Origin of the sequence: Bacillus sp. FSL K6-0138 (assembly GCF_037982765.1) — a bacterium.
Lineage (GTDB): Bacteria > Bacillota > Bacilli > Bacillales > Bacillaceae > Bacillus > Bacillus glycinifermentans.
Genome location: NZ_CP150286.1, coordinates 1,948,873 through 1,969,401 on the forward strand (window position 1 = coordinate 1,948,873; position 20,529 = coordinate 1,969,401).

At 44.9% G+C, this 20,529-nt stretch carries 22 protein-coding genes and 2 pseudogenes; 20 read left to right on the forward strand and 4 right to left on the reverse strand.

All coding sequences use genetic code 11. From position 1 onward, the window contains the following. Window positions 1-157: 157 nt before the first annotated feature. The 10 genes from MHB78_RS10240 to MHB78_RS10285 all read left to right on the forward strand — a co-directional run bounded on the left by MHB78_RS10240 (window position 158) and on the right by MHB78_RS10285 (window position 8,712). Complete coding sequence (locus MHB78_RS10240) at window positions 158-874, forward strand: response regulator transcription factor (RefSeq protein ID WP_046132417.1); 717 nt, start codon at window positions 158-160, stop codon at window positions 872-874. Further along, window positions 864-1,898 (forward strand): HAMP domain-containing sensor histidine kinase, encoded by a 1,035-nt coding sequence (locus tag MHB78_RS10245; RefSeq protein WP_046132416.1) that lies wholly within the window; start codon window positions 864-866, stop codon window positions 1,896-1,898. Before MHB78_RS10240 ends, MHB78_RS10245 begins: the two co-directional genes overlap by 11 nt. A 78-nt stretch (window positions 1,899-1,976) precedes the next feature. After that, on the forward strand, window positions 1,977-2,897 hold the full coding sequence (bcrA, locus tag MHB78_RS10250; protein ID WP_340033971.1) for a bacitracin resistance ABC transporter ATP-binding subunit BcrA: 921 nt from the start codon (window positions 1,977-1,979) through the stop codon (window positions 2,895-2,897). Beyond that, complete coding sequence (locus MHB78_RS10255; RefSeq protein ID WP_046132415.1) at window positions 2,890-3,624, forward strand: ABC transporter permease; 735 nt, start codon at window positions 2,890-2,892, stop codon at window positions 3,622-3,624. The genes bcrA and MHB78_RS10255 overlap by 8 nt, the downstream gene beginning before the upstream one ends. A gap of 161 nt (window positions 3,625-3,785) precedes the next feature. Continuing rightward, on the forward strand, window positions 3,786-4,397 hold the full coding sequence (locus tag MHB78_RS10260; RefSeq protein ID WP_046132414.1) for an undecaprenyl-diphosphatase: 612 nt from the start codon (window positions 3,786-3,788) through the stop codon (window positions 4,395-4,397). 558 nt (window positions 4,398-4,955) lie between these two features. Further along, window positions 4,956-5,444, forward strand: coding sequence for a hypothetical protein (locus MHB78_RS10265; protein ID WP_046132413.1), 489 nt, complete (start codon window positions 4,956-4,958; stop codon window positions 5,442-5,444). A gap of 109 nt (window positions 5,445-5,553) precedes the next feature. Further along, window positions 5,554-6,216, forward strand: a complete 663-nt coding sequence (locus tag MHB78_RS10270; protein ID WP_046132412.1) for an ATP-binding cassette domain-containing protein — start codon at window positions 5,554-5,556, stop codon at window positions 6,214-6,216. After that, entirely contained in the window at window positions 6,194-7,159 is a 966-nt protein-coding gene (locus MHB78_RS10275) for an ABC transporter permease (protein ID WP_046132411.1), read from the forward strand. Before MHB78_RS10270 ends, MHB78_RS10275 begins: the two co-directional genes overlap by 23 nt. Window positions 7,160-7,336: 177 nt before the next feature. Then, a complete protein-coding gene (gene coaA / locus MHB78_RS10280) occupies window positions 7,337-8,296 on the forward strand; it encodes a type I pantothenate kinase (RefSeq protein ID WP_046132410.1) in 960 nt (319 codons plus the stop codon). A 29-nt stretch (window positions 8,297-8,325) separates the two neighbouring features. Further along, a complete protein-coding gene (locus MHB78_RS10285; protein WP_046132409.1) occupies window positions 8,326-8,712 on the forward strand; it encodes a VOC family protein in 387 nt (128 codons plus the stop codon). 23 nt (window positions 8,713-8,735) lie between these two features. Here MHB78_RS10285 and MHB78_RS10290 read toward each other — a convergent pair. Continuing rightward, window positions 8,736-9,967: pseudogene (locus MHB78_RS10290) on the reverse strand (MFS transporter). Between the two features lie 130 nt (window positions 9,968-10,097). Then, window positions 10,098-10,307 carry a YqzH family protein gene (locus tag MHB78_RS10295; protein WP_046132408.1) on the reverse strand — a complete coding sequence of 70 codons (210 nt, stop codon included), beginning with the start codon at window positions 10,305-10,307 and terminating at the stop codon, window positions 10,098-10,100. 369 nt (window positions 10,308-10,676) lie between these two features. Between MHB78_RS10295 and MHB78_RS10300 the strand changes: the two genes are divergently transcribed. The 6 genes from MHB78_RS10300 (at window position 10,677) to MHB78_RS10325 (ending at window position 16,627) form a co-directional block, all read left to right on the forward strand. Continuing rightward, a complete protein-coding gene (locus tag MHB78_RS10300; protein ID WP_046132407.1) occupies window positions 10,677-11,504 on the forward strand; it encodes an alpha/beta hydrolase in 828 nt (275 codons plus the stop codon). Between the two features lie 329 nt (window positions 11,505-11,833). After that, on the forward strand, window positions 11,834-13,264 hold the full coding sequence (locus MHB78_RS10305; protein WP_065894240.1) for an IS1182 family transposase: 1,431 nt from the start codon (window positions 11,834-11,836) through the stop codon (window positions 13,262-13,264). A 151-nt stretch (window positions 13,265-13,415) separates the two neighbouring features. Continuing rightward, entirely contained in the window at window positions 13,416-14,678 is a 1,263-nt protein-coding gene (locus MHB78_RS10310) for a UV damage repair protein UvrX (RefSeq protein ID WP_046129775.1), read from the forward strand. A 15-nt stretch (window positions 14,679-14,693) separates the two neighbouring features. Beyond that, window positions 14,694-15,032, forward strand: a complete 339-nt coding sequence (locus tag MHB78_RS10315; protein WP_046129776.1) for a YolD-like family protein — start codon at window positions 14,694-14,696, stop codon at window positions 15,030-15,032. 204 nt (window positions 15,033-15,236) lie between these two features. Beyond that, window positions 15,237-15,875, forward strand: a complete 639-nt coding sequence (locus MHB78_RS10320) for an elongation factor G-binding protein (protein WP_046129777.1) — start codon at window positions 15,237-15,239, stop codon at window positions 15,873-15,875. A 539-nt stretch (window positions 15,876-16,414) separates the two neighbouring features. Next, window positions 16,415-16,627, forward strand: coding sequence for a hypothetical protein (locus MHB78_RS10325; protein ID WP_046129778.1), 213 nt, complete (start codon window positions 16,415-16,417; stop codon window positions 16,625-16,627). A 195-nt stretch (window positions 16,628-16,822) separates the two neighbouring features. On the opposite strand, the pseudogene MHB78_RS10330 reads toward MHB78_RS10325, so the two are convergent. Continuing rightward, a pseudogene (locus tag MHB78_RS10330) lies at window positions 16,823-17,421 on the reverse strand (triacylglycerol lipase). Between the two features lie 424 nt (window positions 17,422-17,845). Between MHB78_RS10330 and bla the strand changes: the two are divergent. The 4 genes from bla to MHB78_RS10350 all read left to right on the forward strand — a co-directional run bounded on the left by bla (window position 17,846) and on the right by MHB78_RS10350 (window position 20,235). Beyond that, window positions 17,846-18,736, forward strand: a complete 891-nt coding sequence (gene bla, locus MHB78_RS10335) for a class A beta-lactamase (RefSeq protein ID WP_046129779.1) — start codon at window positions 17,846-17,848, stop codon at window positions 18,734-18,736. A gap of 48 nt (window positions 18,737-18,784) precedes the next feature. Continuing rightward, window positions 18,785-19,255, forward strand: coding sequence for a GNAT family N-acetyltransferase (locus MHB78_RS10340; protein WP_046129780.1), 471 nt, complete (start codon window positions 18,785-18,787; stop codon window positions 19,253-19,255). A 160-nt stretch (window positions 19,256-19,415) separates the two neighbouring features. Beyond that, the gene (locus tag MHB78_RS10345) at window positions 19,416-20,024 is read left to right on the forward strand and encodes a bifunctional GNAT family N-acetyltransferase/GrpB family protein (RefSeq protein ID WP_269082008.1); all 609 of its coding nucleotides are present in this window, start codon (window positions 19,416-19,418) and stop codon (window positions 20,022-20,024) included. Beyond that, the gene (locus MHB78_RS10350; RefSeq protein ID WP_254416554.1) at window positions 19,930-20,235 is read left to right on the forward strand and encodes a GrpB family protein; all 306 of its coding nucleotides are present in this window, start codon (window positions 19,930-19,932) and stop codon (window positions 20,233-20,235) included. Before MHB78_RS10345 ends, MHB78_RS10350 begins: the two co-directional genes overlap by 95 nt. 15 nt (window positions 20,236-20,250) lie before the next feature. Here the strand turns inward: MHB78_RS10350 and MHB78_RS10355 are convergent, their stop codons facing one another. Continuing rightward, complete coding sequence (locus MHB78_RS10355; protein ID WP_046129781.1) at window positions 20,251-20,448, reverse strand: CDGSH iron-sulfur domain-containing protein; 198 nt, start codon at window positions 20,446-20,448, stop codon at window positions 20,251-20,253. Window positions 20,449-20,529: the final 81 nt, after the last annotated feature.

Sequence of the window (20,529 nt, forward strand, 5' to 3'; positions counted from 1 at the left end):
TGTGCATTCACGAAGAATTCGGCTCTCTGCTATAATGAAAAGCAAAGAAAAGAGAGGAAGCATAGCAAAAAACAAGCAGCACTGGGATTACATCTATAAAAAGGGGATATACATATAGATGGATTTAAAAGAATAAAAACATAAAGCAGGTGAAGCGATGGAACCCATTCGAGTGCTCATAGCCGATGATGAAAAAGAAATCAGAGATTTATTGAAAACATATTTAGAAAGAGAGTGGTATGAGGTAGATGCGGCAGCTGATGGAGAGGAAGCTCTTCGATTATTTGAACAAAACCATTATCACCTGATCGTATTGGATTTGATGATGCCGAAAATCGACGGCATGGAGGTCTGCCGAAGAATAAGGAGTCATACGAATGTTCCGATACTGATGCTGACGGCAAAGGATCTTGAAGGCGATAAGATTTTAGGATTGTCGATGGGAGCTGATGATTATATTACAAAGCCTTTCAGCATAAACGAAGTGCTTGCGCGAATCAAAGCCCTGCTGAGGCGGTTTTTAATACTGGGCAGCAGCGAGTCCCGCACTGATGAAAAGTCGTTCATGTCATTCAAAGGATTAACCATCGATCTGAAAACATATTCCGTCACGGCAGGGGGGCGCGAAATCGTTTTGACAGCGAAGGAATTCGAACTGCTGAAGTTTTTCGCCTCAAATCCCGGCCAGGTATTTACGAAGACGCAGCTGTTTCGGAACGTATGGGGCGATCAATACATAGAAGACGATAATACCGTGATGGTTCACATCAGGAAGCTCAGAAAAAAAATAGAGGCCGATCCGTCGAATCCGCAATTTATTCAGACTGTGTGGGGAATCGGTTATAAGTTTGCAGGTGAGAAAAATGCTCAATGATCATAAGCTGCCGCTGTTTATCCTCCAATTTGCAGCGATTGCCGGGCTTTTATTCATCAATATGAATACCGGTTCTTTAGGCGTATTCAGTATCATGCTGTACGTTTTGCTGCTTGGAACAACGGCTGTTCTTTTTCTTTCAAGGCTTCGCTTTAACAAGCATCTGGAGCTGATGGATACCGAGCTGAAACGCGTGGCAGGCGGGAATTTAAGAAGAAGATTGCTTGCGAATGACGACCCTTTATTCAATGAAATCATTTTTTCGATTAATGAATTGATTGAACAGCTTGAAAAGGTCCAAATCGACGCCGCACAATCGGAAATGGCGAGAAAGAGGCTATTGTCCAATATATCCCATGATATCAGGACGCCGCTTACATCTATCATCGGCTATATTGATGCTTTAAAAGACGGAGTCGCATCTTCAGAAAAAGAAAAACAGGAATACCTCAACATTCTTTCTAAAAAATCCAGCAGCTTGAAGCAATTGATCGATGAAATCTTTAACATGGCAAAGCTTGATGCGAATGAAATTCCGCTGAATATAGAGTCTTTTGATCTGGCTGAACTTGTCCGTGAGACGCTGATTAACTTTTTGCCTGAACTCAAAAAGCATGATATTGAATTAAATGTTCACATACCTGAAAAAAAATGTTTCATCATGGCGGACCGGCTGAGTCTGATCCGCGTCATCGAGAACCTGGTGAAAAACGGAGTTCATTACGGAAAAGCAGGAAAGATATTGGGAATCGAGCTGAGGGAAACTGATCGTGAATATCAGCTTCTCGTCTGGGACAAGGGACCGGGCATTCCGGAACATGATATTGAAAACGTGTTCGAAAGAATGTATCGAAGAGATCGGTCGAGAAAGCTGGGTGAAGGCAGCGGCTTGGGACTTGCCATTGCGAAATCCCTTGTTGAAAAAAACCGCGGAACCATTTGGGCGGAAAGCACCCCTTGGGAAAAGACGACTTTTGGTTTTTCGCTTCCTAAACAAAACCATCTTCATTTATTTAAGAAATAATTAAGAAATGATTAAGAAGGAATTAAATCCTTCTGTTTAAGATGTAGCTATAAGGTTAGTGAAAGCGAGTGAACCTAATTGAGCACAATCATAAAAACGACGAATCTCACAAAAATGTACGGGACGCAGAAATCTGTAGATCACCTTAACATTCACGTAAAGCAAGGAGATATATACGGTTTCTTAGGCCGAAACGGAGCCGGCAAGACGACGACGATCAGAATGCTGCTCGGATTGATCAAACCGACCCATGGCCAGATTGAGATTTTTGGAGAAAACTTCTTCAAAAATAAAAAGGAAATTTTAAGGAGGATCGGTTCCATTGTAGAGGTCCCCGGTTTTTATGCAAATCTGACCGCGAGAGAAAACCTTTTGATTAACGCGAAAATCATAGGCATTCACAAAAAAAATGCGATCGATGAAGTGCTCGAAATCGTGCGCCTTCAAAATGAAACGAAAAAGCTTGTCGGCAAGTATTCCCTGGGAATGAAACAAAGATTGGGGATTGCGAGAGCTCTGCTTCATTATCCGGAGCTGTTGATTTTGGATGAACCGACAAACGGCCTGGACCCTATCGGCATCAAGGAAATGAGAAGACTCATCCGTTCTCTGGCCAGAGAACGAAATATCACGATCTTTATATCAAGCCACATTTTGTCTGAAATCGAACAGCTCGTCGATCATGTCGGGATCATTCATGAAGGAAGGCTGCTTGAAGAACTTCCGTTTGACCATCTTAGGGAAAGAAACCGTAAATATCTCGAGTTCCAATTATCCGATCAAAACAAAGCGGCCGTTCTGATGGAACAGCATTTTGACATTCACGATTATGAAGCCGGCCAGGACGGAATTATCCGCGTATATTCCCACCTGGGGCAACAGGGGAGGCTTAACAAAATGTTTGTTGAAAACGGCATTGACGTATTAAAGATTACGATGAGCGAAGACAGTCTCGAGGACTATTTCGTGAAATTGATAGGGGGCGGGACGATTGGTTAATTTGTTATATACGGAACTGTTGAAGCTTAAACGTTCGCAGATGTTTTTAGTCAGCATCTTGGGAGCTGCAGCCGCCCCTTTTATCTGTTTTATATCATCTTTAGCCAAGAAAGCGAAATACCCTGACGTGCCGATCCGGTTCAGCGATACTTTTTCCGATACGAATCTGTATATTATATTGTTGATCGGCGTTCCCTTATATGGGGTGATTACGTCGTATTTATTCAACAGGGAGTATGCCGAAAGCACGCTGAAAAATTTGTTGACCATTCCCGTTTCAAGAATCAGTCTGATTATCAGCAAATTGCTTTTGCTCCTGATCTGGATCATGATGCTGACGTTAATCGCTTGGGTGCTCACCTTTTTATTCGGCCTGATCGGACAATTTGAAGCCTTGAGTTCAGGTGTTTTAATGGAAGGGTTTAAACAATTTTTCATAGGCGGGATGCTTCTCTTTTTCTTGGTCACTCCAATTATTTTTGTCACGCTTCTGTTTAAGAATTACGTCCCGACGATTATCTTTACAATCATTATTACAATGGTGAGCATAATGGTTTATGGCACGGAATACAGCGCTCTATTCCCCTGGTCTGCGGTATGGGTGATAGCTTCAGATACGTTCTTCCCCGAATATCCGCCGGAATATTCTTTTATGAGCGTTGCCGCTGCAACGGTTCTTGGATTAGTCGCGACAATTGCTTATTTTAAAAAAATCGATATTCATTGATCCCTTGTTGAGGAATTTGCAGGTAAGCTGCAAATTTCCCTCACACCCGGATCTACATATTGACCGAATGTTACCTGCGCTGCTTTAAAAGGAGTGAATAGCCTTTTTTAGGGTTTTGATGTAATATTTTTCAATAAAAGTATGAAAAAGGAGATGTTAGGATGTTTTTTTCGGAGTTAAATATTGACGCTTTTCGCGCCATTAATAATTTGGGGAAAGAGTATTCGATGTTCAATCCGGCCGTTTATTTTCTGGCCGAATATATGATGTATTTTCTAGCGCTGGGTTTGTTAGTATATTGGTTTACCAGAACAACAAAAAACAGATTGATGGTCATTTATGCAGTGATCTCCTTCGCGTTTGCTGAAGTTCTCGGAAAAATCGCAGGCTCGCTTTATTCCAACTATCAGCCTTTTGCAGAACTTCCCCATGTCAATAAGCTGATCGAGCATGAAATTGATAATTCGTTTCCGAGCGACCATACGATTTTATTTTTTTCAATCGGATTTTTATTCTTCCTGTTTCACAAAAAAACAGGATGGCTGTGGCTTGTTCTCGCCTTCGCCGTAGGCATTTCCCGCATTTGGTCAGGCGTTCACTATCCATTTGATGTTGCGGTCGGAGCGATCTTGGGAATTTTCTCGGCTCTGTTTGTATTCTTTACAGTACCAAAACTGTCGTTCATCAACCGGTTGCTCGCCTTGTACGAAAAGGGGGAGCAGCGCATCTTTCCTTCAAAAGGCAAATCAGGCGATAAATCGAAAAACTTTTAACAATAATGGCTTTTCCTTTTTTCAGGGCGGGGGATTCATCTTGTGAATCCTCCGCCTTAGTGTATCCAGGGAGATCTACATATCAGCCGGTTTGCGAATAAAAGAAAAATCGCGAAAACATCCTGCCAAATATGCATGTCCTTCATTTTTCAATGGTGCGCGTGGCGAATTTGTTTTGAAGAGAGGCGGCAATGTTTTAAAGGGGGAATGGAAGTTCCGGTACAAGAAAGAATACACAAAAAGAGAAAGAGGTTTAAAAGCCTCTTTCTCTTTTTGCTTAAGAAGAAATTCATGTAAAAATAATGATTTTTGAGGGGGGATGTAAAAAACAGGAATAAACTATTTTGATAGTAAAGGAAAAATATGTTATATTATTAATTGTGGTTGGAGGTGATAATTTCCATTAGTCAATGATAAAATGGTCTGATTTGCAGCGAATCTAGTTTTTTATCAATTAAACTAAGAATGTGCGACCTCGGGACCGTTGCTGTGTTCGGGATAGTTTTTTGGATGTCAGCTTAGAGGTACATAAAATATTAGAATACGGAGGGATATCGAATGAAAAAAGCGATTTTAGGGTTGTCTTTGTCAGCAGCGCTATTGATTCCGTCTTCATTTGCCGCTGCATCAGAAAGCACTCAGCTGACAGAAGAACAGAAAGCGCTGCTTGAAGCAAAAACGGAATATGTGCAGTCGCTTCCCGAGCAAGTGAACATCCAGAGCGGCTTTTCCGCTTATGCGGGGAAAAGGCTGACGATTAAAAGGGGCAGTTTTCTGGCCTGGTCCAAAGATTATATCGAATGGTATTACAACGGCAAAAAAATTTCGAGCAGCAACGGCTCACAGGATGTCGGCTACGTGTTTCCGAACATCGTGAAAGCGAAAGGGATTACAAGGTATTATAAGTCTTCAGGCCTTCATAAATGGAGAGCCAAAAAAACGCACAGCATCGGAACCGTCACGCCATGGGGGGACGTCGTGCTGACAAGCAACACCTATACGGACAGAAGATGGGTCAATAAAAAAGGAAAGTACGGTAACGATTAAATAGACGAATGAATACTACGCTGCCAAAAGACTATTTTGGAAATTTTGGCAGCGTAGTATAATTGAAAATGCTGACATCACATCCTGTATAGAGAAAGGATTATTGACATTGATCAAAATTAAAAATTTAACGAAAGCTTATGGCAGCAAGACGGTTTTCGACCGGCTCAATATGAATATCGAAAAACATAAAGTCAACTTCCTGATGGGGGAAAACGGCGCCGGAAAAACGACTTTGCTGAAATGCCTCCTCGGCCTCGAGCCTTTCAAAGGCGAAATCCTGTACGATGATAAACCTCTTGACGCCATCCGCCATAAAGTGCACGTCGTTTATGACGACTCTCCGTTTTATCTTAATCTGACGGGATATCAAAATATCAGCATCCTGCTGAACAAACGTGTCGGAAAAGAAGAGCTGGAACAGGCGGCAACGAAGTTTCTCGGCCATGCCCTTCTGAAAAAGAAGGTGAAGACGTACTCCTACGGGCAAAGGAAAAAGCTCAGCTTCATCATCGCCGTCTTAAACAAACCAGAGTACTTGTTATTGGATGAAATATCCAACGGCCTCGATTACCGCTCGATGATGGAGCTTCAGGAGATCGTCAAAAGCTGGTCAAACGAGATGACTATTGTGGCTGCGGGCCACCAATTTGAATTTTATTCTTCAATCGTCGACCGGTTATTTGTGCTGAAAAACGGTTCGGCTTTGCATGTGGAATACTTTAAGACGAATGGAGCGGGATTGGGCGATGTTTATAAAGAATATTTATAGCATTTTACAGAAGGAGCTTGCTTACCAGTATCATGCAAAAGTATTTTTTATATTAGTCATTCCGCTGCTCATCGTTTCTTCAGGGATGATATATGTTCAATATAAAACTGCCGAAAGCAGCTACCGGCAGTTTTTGAAGACGGAATCGGAATATCGGGAACTCGGAATTGATGTGAAAAAAGCGTTGGATTCACCAGTTAACGTAACGGAAGGGACATTAAAGAGCGGAGATGGGGACGGGGAGATCGTCGAAAATATTTTAAGGTACGATTATGAGCAGCTCATCCTGTCCCTTCATCTTATACAGCCGAAACAATCGGTCGTTGCGGCTATGGAGTGGATGGGCTTTATTGCCTTGCCTTTGGCGTTCACCCTTTACGCCATTTATATTTCGACGTATGACAACAGATTCCGGACGGTGAAGGTGAAGGCGGCAAGATATGACTGGAAGATGGTTCTTCTCGCCAAACAATGTTCGGTCTACATCGTTATGCTTGTCACAACAGCGGCCGTTTTATGTTTGGCTTATTTGGCAGGTCTCTTCTTTTATGCATTGGCGGCAAGAACGATACCGGTCGATCAGTTCGCGGTTTCGGTTCCTTCTAAGAGCAGTATGTTGAGTCAATGGTTCGTCGTTTTGGCAGTGAGCTTTATTTTTGCAACGATCGGATTTTATTTGGGGATATTGTTCAGAAGCTTTATCACGCCGGCTTTGCTTTATATCATTTACACCCTGCTCGTTCCCGTTCTGGGCAAATTCGATTTGAAAAACCTGCTTGCCAATCTGGGGCATGCGGTGTTCGATTTCAACGGCAGTTTTAAACTGTTTACGCCCGAGACAGTGGAAATCATTCCGATCATGTTGATTCTGCTCGTGTTTTTCGGCGTGTTTTCGGTTGTCGCCTATTATGCGGCACACAGGCAAAGCAAATATGTTGTATGATCGAAATAGAATTCATTGGCAGCCGTCTCAGCTTAAGGCGGCTTTTTTTTCGGGTTGAAAAAAACTTGATCCCTCGTAAAAATTCGGAAAATTCTATATAATAGTAAGGCAGCCTAGAACAGATGTCATAAGATGTTCAATTAAACAGCGTATGAATATGAGGGACAGGTGAGAAATGTGGCGAATCAAGATTTGAATTTACAAACGCTATATACGAGTCATACCCGCGGCGCCTGGGCGAATCTGGGCGGACATATGACAGTCGAGATGACGGAGGAGGAAGCGAAAGAACTTGAAGGTTTGAACGACTATCTGTCTTTGGAAGAAGTCGAAACGATTTACGTTCCGCTGGCACGGCTGCTCTACTTGCACCGGAATTCCCAATATGAGCGGAATATCCGGGTGAACGGGTTTTTGAATCATCCCCACGCAGCTAAAATTCCGTTTATCATCGGGATTGCCGGAAGCGTGGCCGTCGGAAAAAGCACGACGGCACGGATTATTCAGACCGTGCTGTCCCGTTTACAGGAACGGCTGAAAGTCAGCTTGATCACAACAGACGGTTTTCTGTATCCGAATGCGGTTCTGATCGAAAAGAACATCATGTCAAGGAAAGGCTTTCCCGAAAGCTATGATGTCAAGGCGCTGCTCGAGTTTTTAAACGATTTAAAATCGGGAAAGGAAACCGTCAAAGCACCGGTCTATTCCCATTTAACGTACGACAGGATGGAAGGCATTTTTGAAACGGTCGAGCAGGCCGATGTTGTCATCATTGAAGGGGTGAACGTGCTGCAAACGCCGACGATTGAAGACGACAGGACAAAACCGCGCGTATTCGTATCCGATTTTTTTGATTTTTCGATTTATGTCGATGCCGAGGAAGAGCTTATTATCAAATGGTATCTTGAGCGTTTCCGCATGCTCAGGGAGACGGCGTTTCAAGACCCGACGTCGTATTTTCATAAATATAAAGACCTTTCCGATACAGAAGCCGATTACATGGCGAAATCGATTTGGGAGACCGTTAACCGCCCGAACCTGTATGAAAACATTTTGCCTACGAAATTCCGCTCGGATTTAATTTTGAAAAAAGGGGAGGGTCACAAAGTCGAAAAGGTTTTAGTCAGACGGGTATAAGCGTCTAAAGAGAAAGCGGGGGAAAGCCGATGATTCACCATATTGAGCTGTATGTATCAGATTTAGAAAGATCCAAGCATTTTTGGGGGTGGTTTTTAGAAGAACTCGGATATGAGATCTATCAGCGGTGGGAAGGGGGGATCAGCTGGAAAGCAAACGGCGCTTACATCGTATTCGTTCAAGCTCAAGGAGAGTTTTTAAAAGCGGGCTACCACAGACGCCGGGTCGGATTAAACCATCTCGCCTTTCAGGCAGCCTCAAGGGAGCAGGTCGATGAAATAACAGAGCAGCTGATCCGACGCGGCTATCAGCTGCTCTATGAAGACAGACATCCGTTTGCCGGCGGCAGCGGACATTATGCGCTGTATACGGAAGATCCGGACCGCATCAAAGTCGAGCTTGTGGCGCCTTGCTAACACGGCAGGTCTTAAAGCCTCCTTTAGTGATGCAATGTTTTTCCGGCAGGCTTTCCGTACTTTGCGTTTTTGACGTTTCGGAAAGCTGCAGCGAGGAAAGGGATTCCGAAAAGGGTCACAACCGACAGGATGGAAAAGGTGAAAAAAGGCTTTTCTGCCCCGAACACATCCAGCAGCATTCCGCCCGCCCACGGCCCGATTACGCTTCCGAGCTGAGTAAAGCCCATCGCTCCGAAGTAAGTCCCTTTTAGTTCCGGAGGCGCGATTTGATCAACCAGTACATCCAGCATTGAAAACAGCAGCACTTCTCCTATTGTGAACAATACAACAATGAAGACGATTGACAAAAGATCATGAAAAAACGAAAGGCTGAAGAGGCTTGCTGTGATCAGCGCGTTCCCTGTCATCAATGACAAAATGGGGGAAAACCGCTTTGCGATATGTATGAGCGGATACTGCGTTACAAGTACGGCAACGGCGTTCAGCGTCAGCATCATCCCGAATATCTCAGTTCCGCCTTCAATAAATGGGCTTGCCGACATGTACTGCGCAAGCGTCGATGTGAAATGGGAGTAGCCGAACAAACAAAGAACCGAGCCGATCAGCGTCAACGAAAACACCCGGTCCGTTTTTGTCACCTGGAAGGCCTTCCGCATCTTGATCCGCTTATTCGTCTCAATCACCGGCACGGTGTGTTTTTTAAACTGAACAGCCAAAACCGCCGCGTAGACGAATAAATCAAACCCGCAATCAAAAACGGCATCGTCGTTTTTGAAGAGCCGAGATACAGTCCTAAAAGCGGTCCGAACACCACGCCGAGGTTGATGGCCGTATATCTGAGGTTGAAGACGAAGAGGCGGGTCTCAGGCTTGGATACGTCTGAGAGGAGCGCTCTTGAAGTCGGCTCAAAGAGAGCGCGGCACAATCCGTTTAAGGCGTTCATCAAAAAGAAAGTCCAGACGTTGTCGGCGAGCGCAAAGCCCGCGAACACAAGCGTCCAGCCGAAAATCGACAAAAGCATGATCGTTTTCCGGCCAAACCGGTCTGATACATATCCTCCATAAAAGCTTGCGGCAATCCCGACGAGGGAGCTTGCCGCAATAACGGCTCCTGCAAAACCTGCGGAAGCGCCCTTCACCTGCGTTAAATAAATTGCTAAAAAAGGAATGCTCATCGCGGTTCCCATCCGCCCGAAAATCGTTCCGACAATGATGGTCCAGCTGAGCGGGTGGATCTCTTTCCATTTTGGTTTCATGATGAACTCCCCACACTTGCAATCGTTTTATTGTATATCATACATGAAACAAACGGTAATGAATAGAGGATATTCAGGAGATAAGGGGAATGAAAAAAGCTTCCCTGCCAGAAAGGAAGCCACGTCAAGTTTATGAAAACATGCCTTGGTTTGTAACATAATCATAGATGACATCTTCGATATGGGCATGCAGCCCCTCGTCCGGCTCCTCGATCCGCCTTTCCTTCAAAGCGAGCTTCAGGATTTCCTTTTCGTGGGGGCTCAAGGGATCGATCGCAACATTTCGGCCGTATTGCCGCAGCGCCTGTCCCAGCATTTTTTCGATCAGTTTCTCTTCCATTTTGTTTTCTCCTTTTAGGAGCGGTTTTCTTTTATCTTACTAAGAAAAACCGCCGTGCTCAAGGGAGTTTACGCCGAAGATTTAAGCTTTGTTATAAATTGTGCTCTTTTTCCCCGTATAGTATAATGAGTAAACACAACCACAAAAATGAAAAAGAGCCGGAATACGGTAACATTCCGGTCTGCAGGACCATTCCCCGAACTTGTTGCGGCTTTAAGGGATGGTCTATTTGTTTTTTATGAAGAAAGCACAAACATGTTTTCTCATCTTTTATAGAAGAGTGTCAGGAGTTTTCTAACCGCGCGTTTATCTTGGACATGGTCCGTATTTTGCCTATCGCAGGCTCTAAAGAAGAAAGGTGTTTTAGATTTGAGACGAATCATTAAATGGGCAGTATTAGTCACGCTTTGTGCGGGCTTATTCGCATGTATTGCAAACGAGAATGCAAAGAATATTCATTATGCAAAAGCAGAACAGCAAACACTGGATATTTATACACCGAAGACGGCCAAGAAAGAAAAACATCCTGTTCTCATCTATATACATGGAGGAGGATGGACAGGCGGAGACAAGAGCAACGCTGCTTCAAAGCCGGCATTTTTCACAGAAAAAGGCTATGTTTTCGTGTCTGTAAACTATCGGCTTCATCCTGATGTTCAGTATGGTGATATGGCCTATGATGTCGCCAAGGCGGTGAAATGGGTTGAGGATCATGCAGATGAGTATCAAATAGATCAATCGAAAATCAATATAATGGGGCATTCGGCAGGAGGCCACTTGGCGGGCTTAATTGCCGCAGATGCAAAATATTTAAACAGCGTTGGTCTAAAACCGGCATCGCTCAATTCGATTGTTATATTAGACGGGCCTCTGAATCTCAAGCAATTTATCGAAGCGATCCCTTCTTACAAAAAGGTGTTTGGCCCTGACGAAAAGGTGTGGACAGAGGCTTCACCGCTTACCTACATGAACAATCAAAACCTGCCGCCGGCTTATTTGGTCACGCGCTGGGCAGATCCTTCTGTTTATCAATTTGCAGCAGCCTTAAACAAAGCGAAAGGATCCGATTTTGTTTATCAAGTCAAGAATCTGTCCCACAGCGGTTTAAATAAGATGTTCGGTTCTCCGGATGCACCACAAGAAGCGCAGGATATGACAAAAGCTGTTATGGCGTTTTTAGAGAAGAAAAATAAATGATCTTGAAAGGACTGGTGAGGTCTCCGGCCCAAGCGCTGTTCGCGGGGCCGCAAAGGCTTATGGTGATAACCGCAGGGTTTCAGACACTTGCTGCACCCGCAGCGGAAGTGCGCGGAGACGTTTTTAGGACTGCACGTTATGTTCAGTTGCGGAGTTGATTTTTCAATCCATCACCCTATTTTCCAGGGGGACTTGCGATGGAAGCATGCATAACACCTTCTTTCCAAAGAAGGTGTTCAGCTTGTCGACAAAGTCACAAAAAAAGTGGCTTGATCGACAAGCTTTTTTTGTTAAAATGTGTGTGGAATCTAATTTTTGGAGGTTTTACCATGTTGACCAAACACTCTAAAGATCAGCGTGAACAGCTTGAAGTCTTTGCCTTAAGTGAGCTTGTACCTGAAGACCATTTGGTCAGGAAGATGGAAGAAGCCATTGATTTTTCATTTATTTATGAAAAAGTTGCCCCTCTTTATTCTTCAAAAGGGCGTCCAAGTATTGATCCTGTTGTACTGATTAAAATGGTGCTCATTCAATACGTGTTTGGTCATCGCTCCATGCGCGAAACCATTAAGCGAATCGAAACTGATGTAGCCTATCGCTGGTTTATTGGATATGGATTCTCTGAAAAAATCCCTCATTTTTCAACCTTCAGTAAAAACTATGAACGTCGCTTTCATGACACAGACCTATTTGAAACAATCTTCTATAAGATTTTACGTCAAGCCATGGATCTCGGCCTCGTCGATCCTTCGGTCGCCTTCATCGACAGCACACATGTCAAAGCGAATGCCAATAAGAAAAAGTTTGTGAAAAAGATCGTAAGAAAAGAAACAAGAGCTTATCAGGAGCAGCTAGATCAAGAAATTAATGCCGATCGCGAAGCGAACGGAAAAAAGCCCTTAAAGCCCAGGCGATGCTTAGAGGAACGAGAAGTAAAGGAAAGTACAACTGATCCTGAGAGCGGATATTTTGTCAAAGGCGAACGAGAACGTCTTTTTGCCTATGGATTTCATACAGCTTGTGATCGGAACGGATTTGTGCTGGGAACGGTTGTTGAGCCTGCCAATATCCATGACAGCCAAGTGTTCGCGTCGCTGTTTCAACAAGTAAAAGAGCGCGTTGCCAAGCCTCATACGGTCGCAGTTGATGCCGGATACAAAACACCGGTTATCGCAAAATTTCTTCATGAAGAAAACGTTCGCCCTGTTATGCCTTACACGCGTCCGCAAACCAAAAAAGGATTCATGAGAAAACACGAGTATGTTTACGATGAATTTTATGATGTCTATATCTGCCCGCAAGACCATATTCTCTCCTATCGCACAACCAATCGGCAAGGTTATCGAGAGTATGCTTCAGATCCAAAACGATGTAAACCATGTCCATTACTACATACATGTACAGAAAGTAGAGATCATCGAAAGATGATTCACAGACATATCTGGCAGGATCATTTAGACGAAGCTGATCATCTTCGGCATACGGAAGAGAATAAACAAATCTATGCCAAACGTAAAGAGACGATCGAACGAGTTTTTGCCGATTTAAAACATAAGCATGGCCTGCGCTGGACAACCCTACGGGGAAAGAAAAAATTGTCCATGCAGGCGATGCTTGTTTTCGCTGCCATGAATCTGAAAAAGCTGGCGAATTGGACCTGGAAAGGTCCTAACCGCCAGCCTTCTGATCGAAATAATAGAATAAAATGGACAAAAACAGGTCGGATTTTAAAAATCCGACCTGTTTTGTCAACGGTCTGAACACCTTCTTTCCAAAGAAGGTGTTTTTTGCTGCTTTCAGCCAGGATTTTCTTTGGATAAATTTACGCCTGGAATCGAACGTATATTCGCAGTATAGTAATCATACAATACATATGCGAACGTTAGTTCTTTTTTGCGGGAGGATGCAGATATGGATTACAGTCAATATCCGGCGCGGTCGATTTTATGCGTTGATATGCGGAGTTTTTATGCGAGCTGTGCCGCCGTTTTGCTCGGGCTTGATCCGATGACTTGTTTTCTGGCGGTGGTCGGGAACACAGAAAGGCAGGGGAGCGTTGTTCTGGCCGCTTCCCCGGCTCTAAAAAAAGAGTTCGGCGTTCAAACGGGGACGAGGCTGTTCCAGCTTCCGGACGATCCTCGCATTCAGCTGGTCAATCCAAAAATGGCGGTATTTGTCCGTGTTTCAACAGAGCTGACCCGGCTGTTTGGCCGCTATGTGCCGCATGATGCCATCCATACGTACAGCGTCGATGAAAGCTTTATTCAAGTGGACGGCGTTGAAAGCATGTGGGGGGACGCGCAGACGATTGCCGAAAAAATCCAAGACGACATGAAAAGGGAGTTTGGCCTGCCCTGCACCGTCGGAATCGGTCCGAATATGCTGCTGGCAAAGCTCTGCCTTGACCTTGAAGCGAAGAAAACGGAAGGCGGAATCGCCGCATGGGATTATTACGACGTGAAAACGAAGCTTTGGCCCTTATCCCCCCTCCGGAAAATGTGGGGAATCGGTTCAAGACTGGAAAAGAGGCTGAACCGCATGGGGATTTTTACGGTCGGCCAGCTGGCGCAGTATGATCTCAAACGGCTTGAGAAAGCATTTGGAATCATGGGAAACCAGCTTTACTACCACGCTTGGGGCATCGATCTTTCAGCGATCGGATCACCGATCATGAACGGGCAGATCAGCTATGGGAAAAGCCAGATTTTGCTCAGGGACTACCCCGATCCGGATGAAGTCAAGCACGTCATCCTTGAAATGTGTGAAGAGGTCGCCAAAAGGGCCCGTGACCATCAGCAGGCGGGCCGGACTGTCAGCCTCGGGGTTGAATACAGCCGTGATGAGTTTGGCGGGGGATTTTACCGTTCGAAAACGATGGAAAGCCCTTCAAATGTCACGCTCGACCTGTATCACACATGCCTTGCATTGTTTGACCGCTTTTATGAAGGGAAAACGGTTCGGAAAATTTCCGTTTCCCTTTCCAATATTCAGGATGACAATCTGATCCAGCTCGATCTTTTTCGTCCGGATCAGGAAAAAAAGCGGACGCTCGGGTACGTCATGGACGGCATCAGGGAACGGTACGGCTCAGCTGCGCTTCTGCGCGCCGTTTCCTATACGAACGCCGGAACCGCCCGTCTGCGGTCAAAGCTTGTCGGCGGACATCAGGCATAGAAAGGAGAATGATGTATGCTGAAAGACAGAGGCAATATCAAATGGGTGTCTATGATGCTACCGGAACACGTTGAATTGCTTAAAGAATATTACGATAGTCTTGATAAAGTGAAAAAGCCGGTTTTGGATGAACAAAAATATGAAGAATTCAATGAAATCATTTGTGAAGCGATGGCGGAAAACGCACCTTTGCGATTTGCCTATTACCGGCAGGGGGAGGTCAAAACGCTTGCCGGCCGCATCCACTATGTTGACGCCCTTAAACGGGAGCTGCGCATCGTAAGCCATACGGATGAAATACGCATTTTAAAGATGGATGACATGATTGAGATTGAATATGATTTCTGTGTATAATGAAATCAGTATTCGGAGGTGGATAAAATGGTAAATGACATTCATTTGCCAGCTGCAGCGTCTCATGCAAAGCCTGTTATCTTGAAAGGCGATACTTTGCATGAGGCGGAACGTTAAACAAATCGCCTGATTGTAAGGTATCATTTCTGATCATCCGGCTTTGCACCTTATTTCAAAATAGATATAAATAAGGAGCTGGCAGAAATGAACCCTTTTATTAGAAATGATCAATATCATTTTATTATGTTTCAAACGGACAGTCTTGTCCAAGGATATGCGAACATCAAGGACGGAAACGTGCTTGATGCTTTGAAATCCAATGCTTTAGGCCAAGTATTACATCTGTTTCCTGAGCTCAGCAATGACCAAAAAGCTTTGCTTGGCAAGATAGTTGAGGTGAAGGACAGCGCCGGAGCCGCGAGATTTTCAGCTGAATTAGAGCATCATGTGATTCCATTTCAGCGGGTAACGGCAGAAAAGGCCAAAAAGCTGTTTTCTAAAGTGAAAAAGTTAAAGACTCCCGATTTTGGGGAGATTGATTTCAGGAGGTATTCCTACTTGGGATGGAATGATGCAGGCTCAGGCAGGAAATACATGATTGTCGATATCGACGGAAAACTGACAGGAATACACGGCACCATCAGATCCAGCAATAAAAAAGGAGTCTGCTCGATATGTAACGGGATCGAAGAGCTCGGACTGTTCATGGCCCGGGTGAAAAGCAGCAAAGAAGCCTATACGGACAGAGGCAATTACATTTGCTATGACAGTGAAAAATGCAACCAAAACATGATGACGCTGGATCATCTGAACAAATTCGTCGCACAAGTAACGAAATATTAACGTAAACAACCCGGCTGGAAATTCGAGCCGGGTTGTTTATGATTCAGCCTTTACCGTCCGCTCTCCGAAGAGCCGGCGGGTCAGCAAGGAAACGGCCGAGGATGAGGCCGTCCGCAGCTCGTGGACAGCATTAAAAAAAGCGGGCTTAGAAAGACGGTGGCGGCCAAAACCTCATGGACAATGTCAGCGGCGAGGCAGGAAAATGTTAAAGCTTTTCGCAAACAGGAAACAGCTACGTCCCAAGGGGCAGGAAGAAAGGCATAATAGGAAAACAATAGGCATAATCAAGCGTTTTGCTGTGTGTGTTACGGATGTCGCCACAAATAATCCGCCCGTTGCAACAATTTTTCAGAAAAGGGTATAGGGGACGGTATAACTGTACATTTTCATGTTGCAAAACAGCTTTTCCAAATAAAATAGGTCTGCAAAAAAGAAAGCCCGAATAATGTGAAACAAAGGGGTTAGTGGCACGATTTGCACAGGAAAAAAATATACTGTTCATAAGATGCTGAAACAGCAAGTGAAAGGGGTCATTAGTGATGCTGATTACAGTCAAAATACGCCACACTGCTGAAAGCGAAGGCACGGATATAGGAGATTTCACTCCCGCTGAGATTGAAAATATTGTGCAGACCATCAGAAAATACGGAGCTTGGCTTTCACCTGATGCCGATGCAGATGACTATAAGTTTTCCTTTCAGGATGCCAAATACAATCTTGAGCAAAGAGTCTTTGAAATTATCGTAGAATAAAATATATCCGGGTCTCTCGGACGCTGAATGAACGATTTTATATGCGTTTATTTAGAGTCCTTTTTATTTCCGGAGCGAAATGAACAGGGAGACAGGCTCCTTTTCACGAATGCAGACGTTCAATCCGGCAGCCTGCTTATAAAGCGAAACCTTGGAGAGGCTTATCCCCCAAGGTTTTTGTCTTTTTTGGCTTCCTCAGTCGGTAAGCCCTTCTTTGATCAAAGCATCGACTTTGCTGCTGAATAAAAGGCCGACATGGCTTAGACCGGAAATTTGGATGTTTTCAGCGCCATCCAATTTAGACAGGCTGTTTAAGACGATGAAATCACTCGTGCTGTAAATCGAAGTAAATTTGGTGCCGCTGGGAGCGGAATTTGTGACCAAACGGTTTGCCCCTCCCAATGTGACGACATGCTCTACTTTGTCACCGCCGCCCAAGTTTTTAATATAATAAAGTGTGTTGGCTCCGCCCATGCTGTGGGCGACAATGTCCACTTTCTCGGCTCCCGTTTCGTTTAATAGTTTTTTACATACTCCGACAACTTCGGTGCATTATTCCTGTTGTTTCCGGTCTTATCTAAAAAATCGATAGCATAAAGATCCTTGCGAGACCAGCCCTGGGATTCTAAATACGTTTTAATCCCCATGAAGTTATAAGAGCCGCCGCCGATTCCGTGAACCATGACGACAGGGGTGCGGGATTCGGCTGAAGCTTTGGAAGTTTGAACGGCAAACATGGAAACGGCGGACAGCATGCAAATGAATAGAATGGATAAAAATCGATAGCGGCGCATTGTTTCTCCTCCTGGATGTAATAAATTCACAACGACAATTCTATAAAAGGAAAATACGAAAACGAAGTGTAAATCTATCTATTTTTCAACCCGAAAAAAGAGTAATATATGAAACGCCTTTTTGGTTATGAGCCTGGCGAGCCCTGATTAAAAAAGGAGTTTGGAGCTTTTTGGATAAATGAGGAACATCATGTTCTGTTGAATAAGATCTAAGAACTTTATCCTATTAAACCGGTGATGTGATGAAATGGCAAATAGAGTGGAAAAAACGGTATAATAAAACAGATACCATCTATTTCCGGGGAGGGGATGCAGAAGCTTCCAATGATGAGAAGCTTGCACGCGATTAACGATTGGCGGGCGGGCATATGAAAGATAAGACGAAAAAAGAAAAAACAATTTTTAGAAAGAGGTTACATGCCAAATGAAAACAACATTTTTTAAAAAAACCGCGATTTCACTGCTTTTTACATGCGCAGCGCTTGCAGGATGTTCAAATGACAGCGCCCACTCTGCACAGCCTAAACAAAGCGATCGACAGTTGAATCAATTTTCCAGGCTTGAAGATCAATATGATGCAAGATTGGGAGTCTTTGCGCTGGACACCGGTACGAACAAAACGGTAGCTTACCGGGCGGATGAGCGTTTTGCATATGCATCTACTCATAAAGCTTTAGCCGTGGGGGCATTGCTGCAGCAAAAATCAATAGCGGATCTGAATCAAAGAATCACCTATACCCGTGATGATCTAGTCAATTATAATCCGATTACAGAGAAGCATGTTGATACAGGAATGACCCTGAAAGAGCTTTGCGATGCTTCCATCAGGTACAGCGACAATACCGCCGGGAATCTCATACTGAAGCAGATCGGCGGACCAAGCGGGTTTAAACAGTCGCTCAGGGAAATTGGCGACAACGTGACCAACCCGGAGCGAATAGAACCGGATCTGAACGAAGTGAAGCCGGGAGAAACACATGATACGAGCACACCAAAAGCGCTCGCTAAAAGCCTTCAGGCATTCACAATCGGAGATGCTCTCCCGAAGGAGAAGCGCGAGATGTTAGTAGATTGGCTTAAAAGAAACACCACCGGCGATGCATTAATCCGCGCGGGAGTGCCGAAAGGATGGGAAGTAGCGGATAAAACAGGAGCGGGGTCATACGGTACGCGAAATGACATTGCTGTCATTTGGCCGCCGAAAGGAGACCCGATTGTGCTCGCGGTACTATCAAGCCGCGACAAAAAGGACGCCGATTATAACGACAAGCTTATTGCCGAGGTGGCAAAGGAAGTAATTAAAGTCCTTAAGTAGGAATGTGCGAGGCGTTCAAATGATTTGATAGAGGGGAGTTTGGAGGAGATGATGATTCGTCATGCCGAAGCGCCGGATTATGAAAGAATCGTCCCGGTCATTAACGATTGGTGGGGCGGGAGGCAGATGAAAGATAAGCTGCCGAGGCTATTTTTTGAACATTTTCAAAATACGAGTTTTATCGCTGAGAAAGACGGGGAGCTGCTAGGTTTCCTCATCGGCTTTTTATCGCAGTCCAACCCTGCGGAATCGTATATTCATTTTGTCGGCGTGCATCCCGATTACAGAAAAGTCCAGGTCGGCAAACAGCTTTATGAAGCCTTCTATCGAAAAGCGAAGGAGGCGGGCTGCAAGACGGTCCGCTGCATCACCTCGCCCGTCAACAAAGTATCGATCGCGTATCATCGGAAAATGGGGTTCTCGATCGAAAAAGGGGATAAAACAACAGACGGCGTCCGCGTGTTTTCGAATTACGACGGACCAAATGAAGATCGTGTGCTGTTTGTCAAAGAGCTGTGAATAAAAGGGAGAGGAATCTCGATGATTCGATTATTAGATCATACAGATCCGCATATGGCACGCCTCATTGTAAACATTCAAAGGCCTTGCTTATGAAAGGGAAGCGGACATCATTCAATTTAAGGGCATTCCCCAGCTGAACGAGACGGCCGGAGATGTCATGGATTCAGGCGAAACGTTCGTCGGCTGGTTTGAAGGCGGCGAATTGGCGGGGCTCGCTTCTTATAGAGAGACGCCGCAAGTGCTGACGATTTGCCGGCTGGCCGTCCACCCTGATCATGTCCGAAAAGGCATTGGAACGGCGCTTTTGCAGTTTTTGCTTGATAAGGAAGCGGATGTGTTTGAGGTAACGACGGGCGCACGCAATGAACCGGCAAAAGCCTTGTATCAAAAATTGGGATTTTCTGAAATCGGCCAATTTGAACCTGAAAAAGGCGCCGTTCTCTCAACATTGATCCTGCAGGCGCCGCGGAAGGTCGAAGTTGTTTCATACCGGGAGGAGTGGAAGAGCGAATTTTTAGAAGAAAAACAGCGGCTCGAAGCGCTTTTCCGGGATGAAGCCCTCCATGTCCACCATATCGGCAGCACGTCCATTCCGGGAATGAGCGCAAAGCCTGTCATCGATATCCTGCTTGAAGTAAAGGATCTCGGCGCCGCCGCGAGGCATGAAAACGATGGGCTATACGCCGAAAGGAGAAAACGGCCTTCCGGGGAGAAGATATTTTCAAAAAGGCGGCCGCCGGCGTACGCACCACGTCCATCTGTATGAAGCCGGGCATCCGGATATTAAGAGGCACCTGCTTTTCCGCGATTACCTCATAGCCCATCCGGAGCGGGCGAAAGAGTATGCGGAACTGAAAAAGAAGCTCGCGAAAAGGTTCCCGCTTCAGATCGAAGGCTACATAAAAGGCAAAAACGAATGGGTAAAAGAGACTGAGCGGTTGGCTTTATGGTGGGGCAAAGCCGGAGAGGACACATGATGTCCTTCCGGCTTTTTAGGCCCTTACACAGGAGTCGAATGCTCCTTTATGGCTTCCGTCGCAGTAAGGCATCTTCAGCGATTTTCCGCATCTGCAAAGAGAAAACGGCGTTTTTTTAGGGAATGGATTTCCTTCCATATCGATCAGTTCCACATCTCCGATGACCCGAAATCCGCCGTTGTCCATTACTTTGATCTGCACTTTTTCAGACATAGATCCCACCTCCGAATCTCTTCATATGTATGATAAAAGAATAGAAACGATGCGTGTTTGGCGGATCATGTGGTACAATGT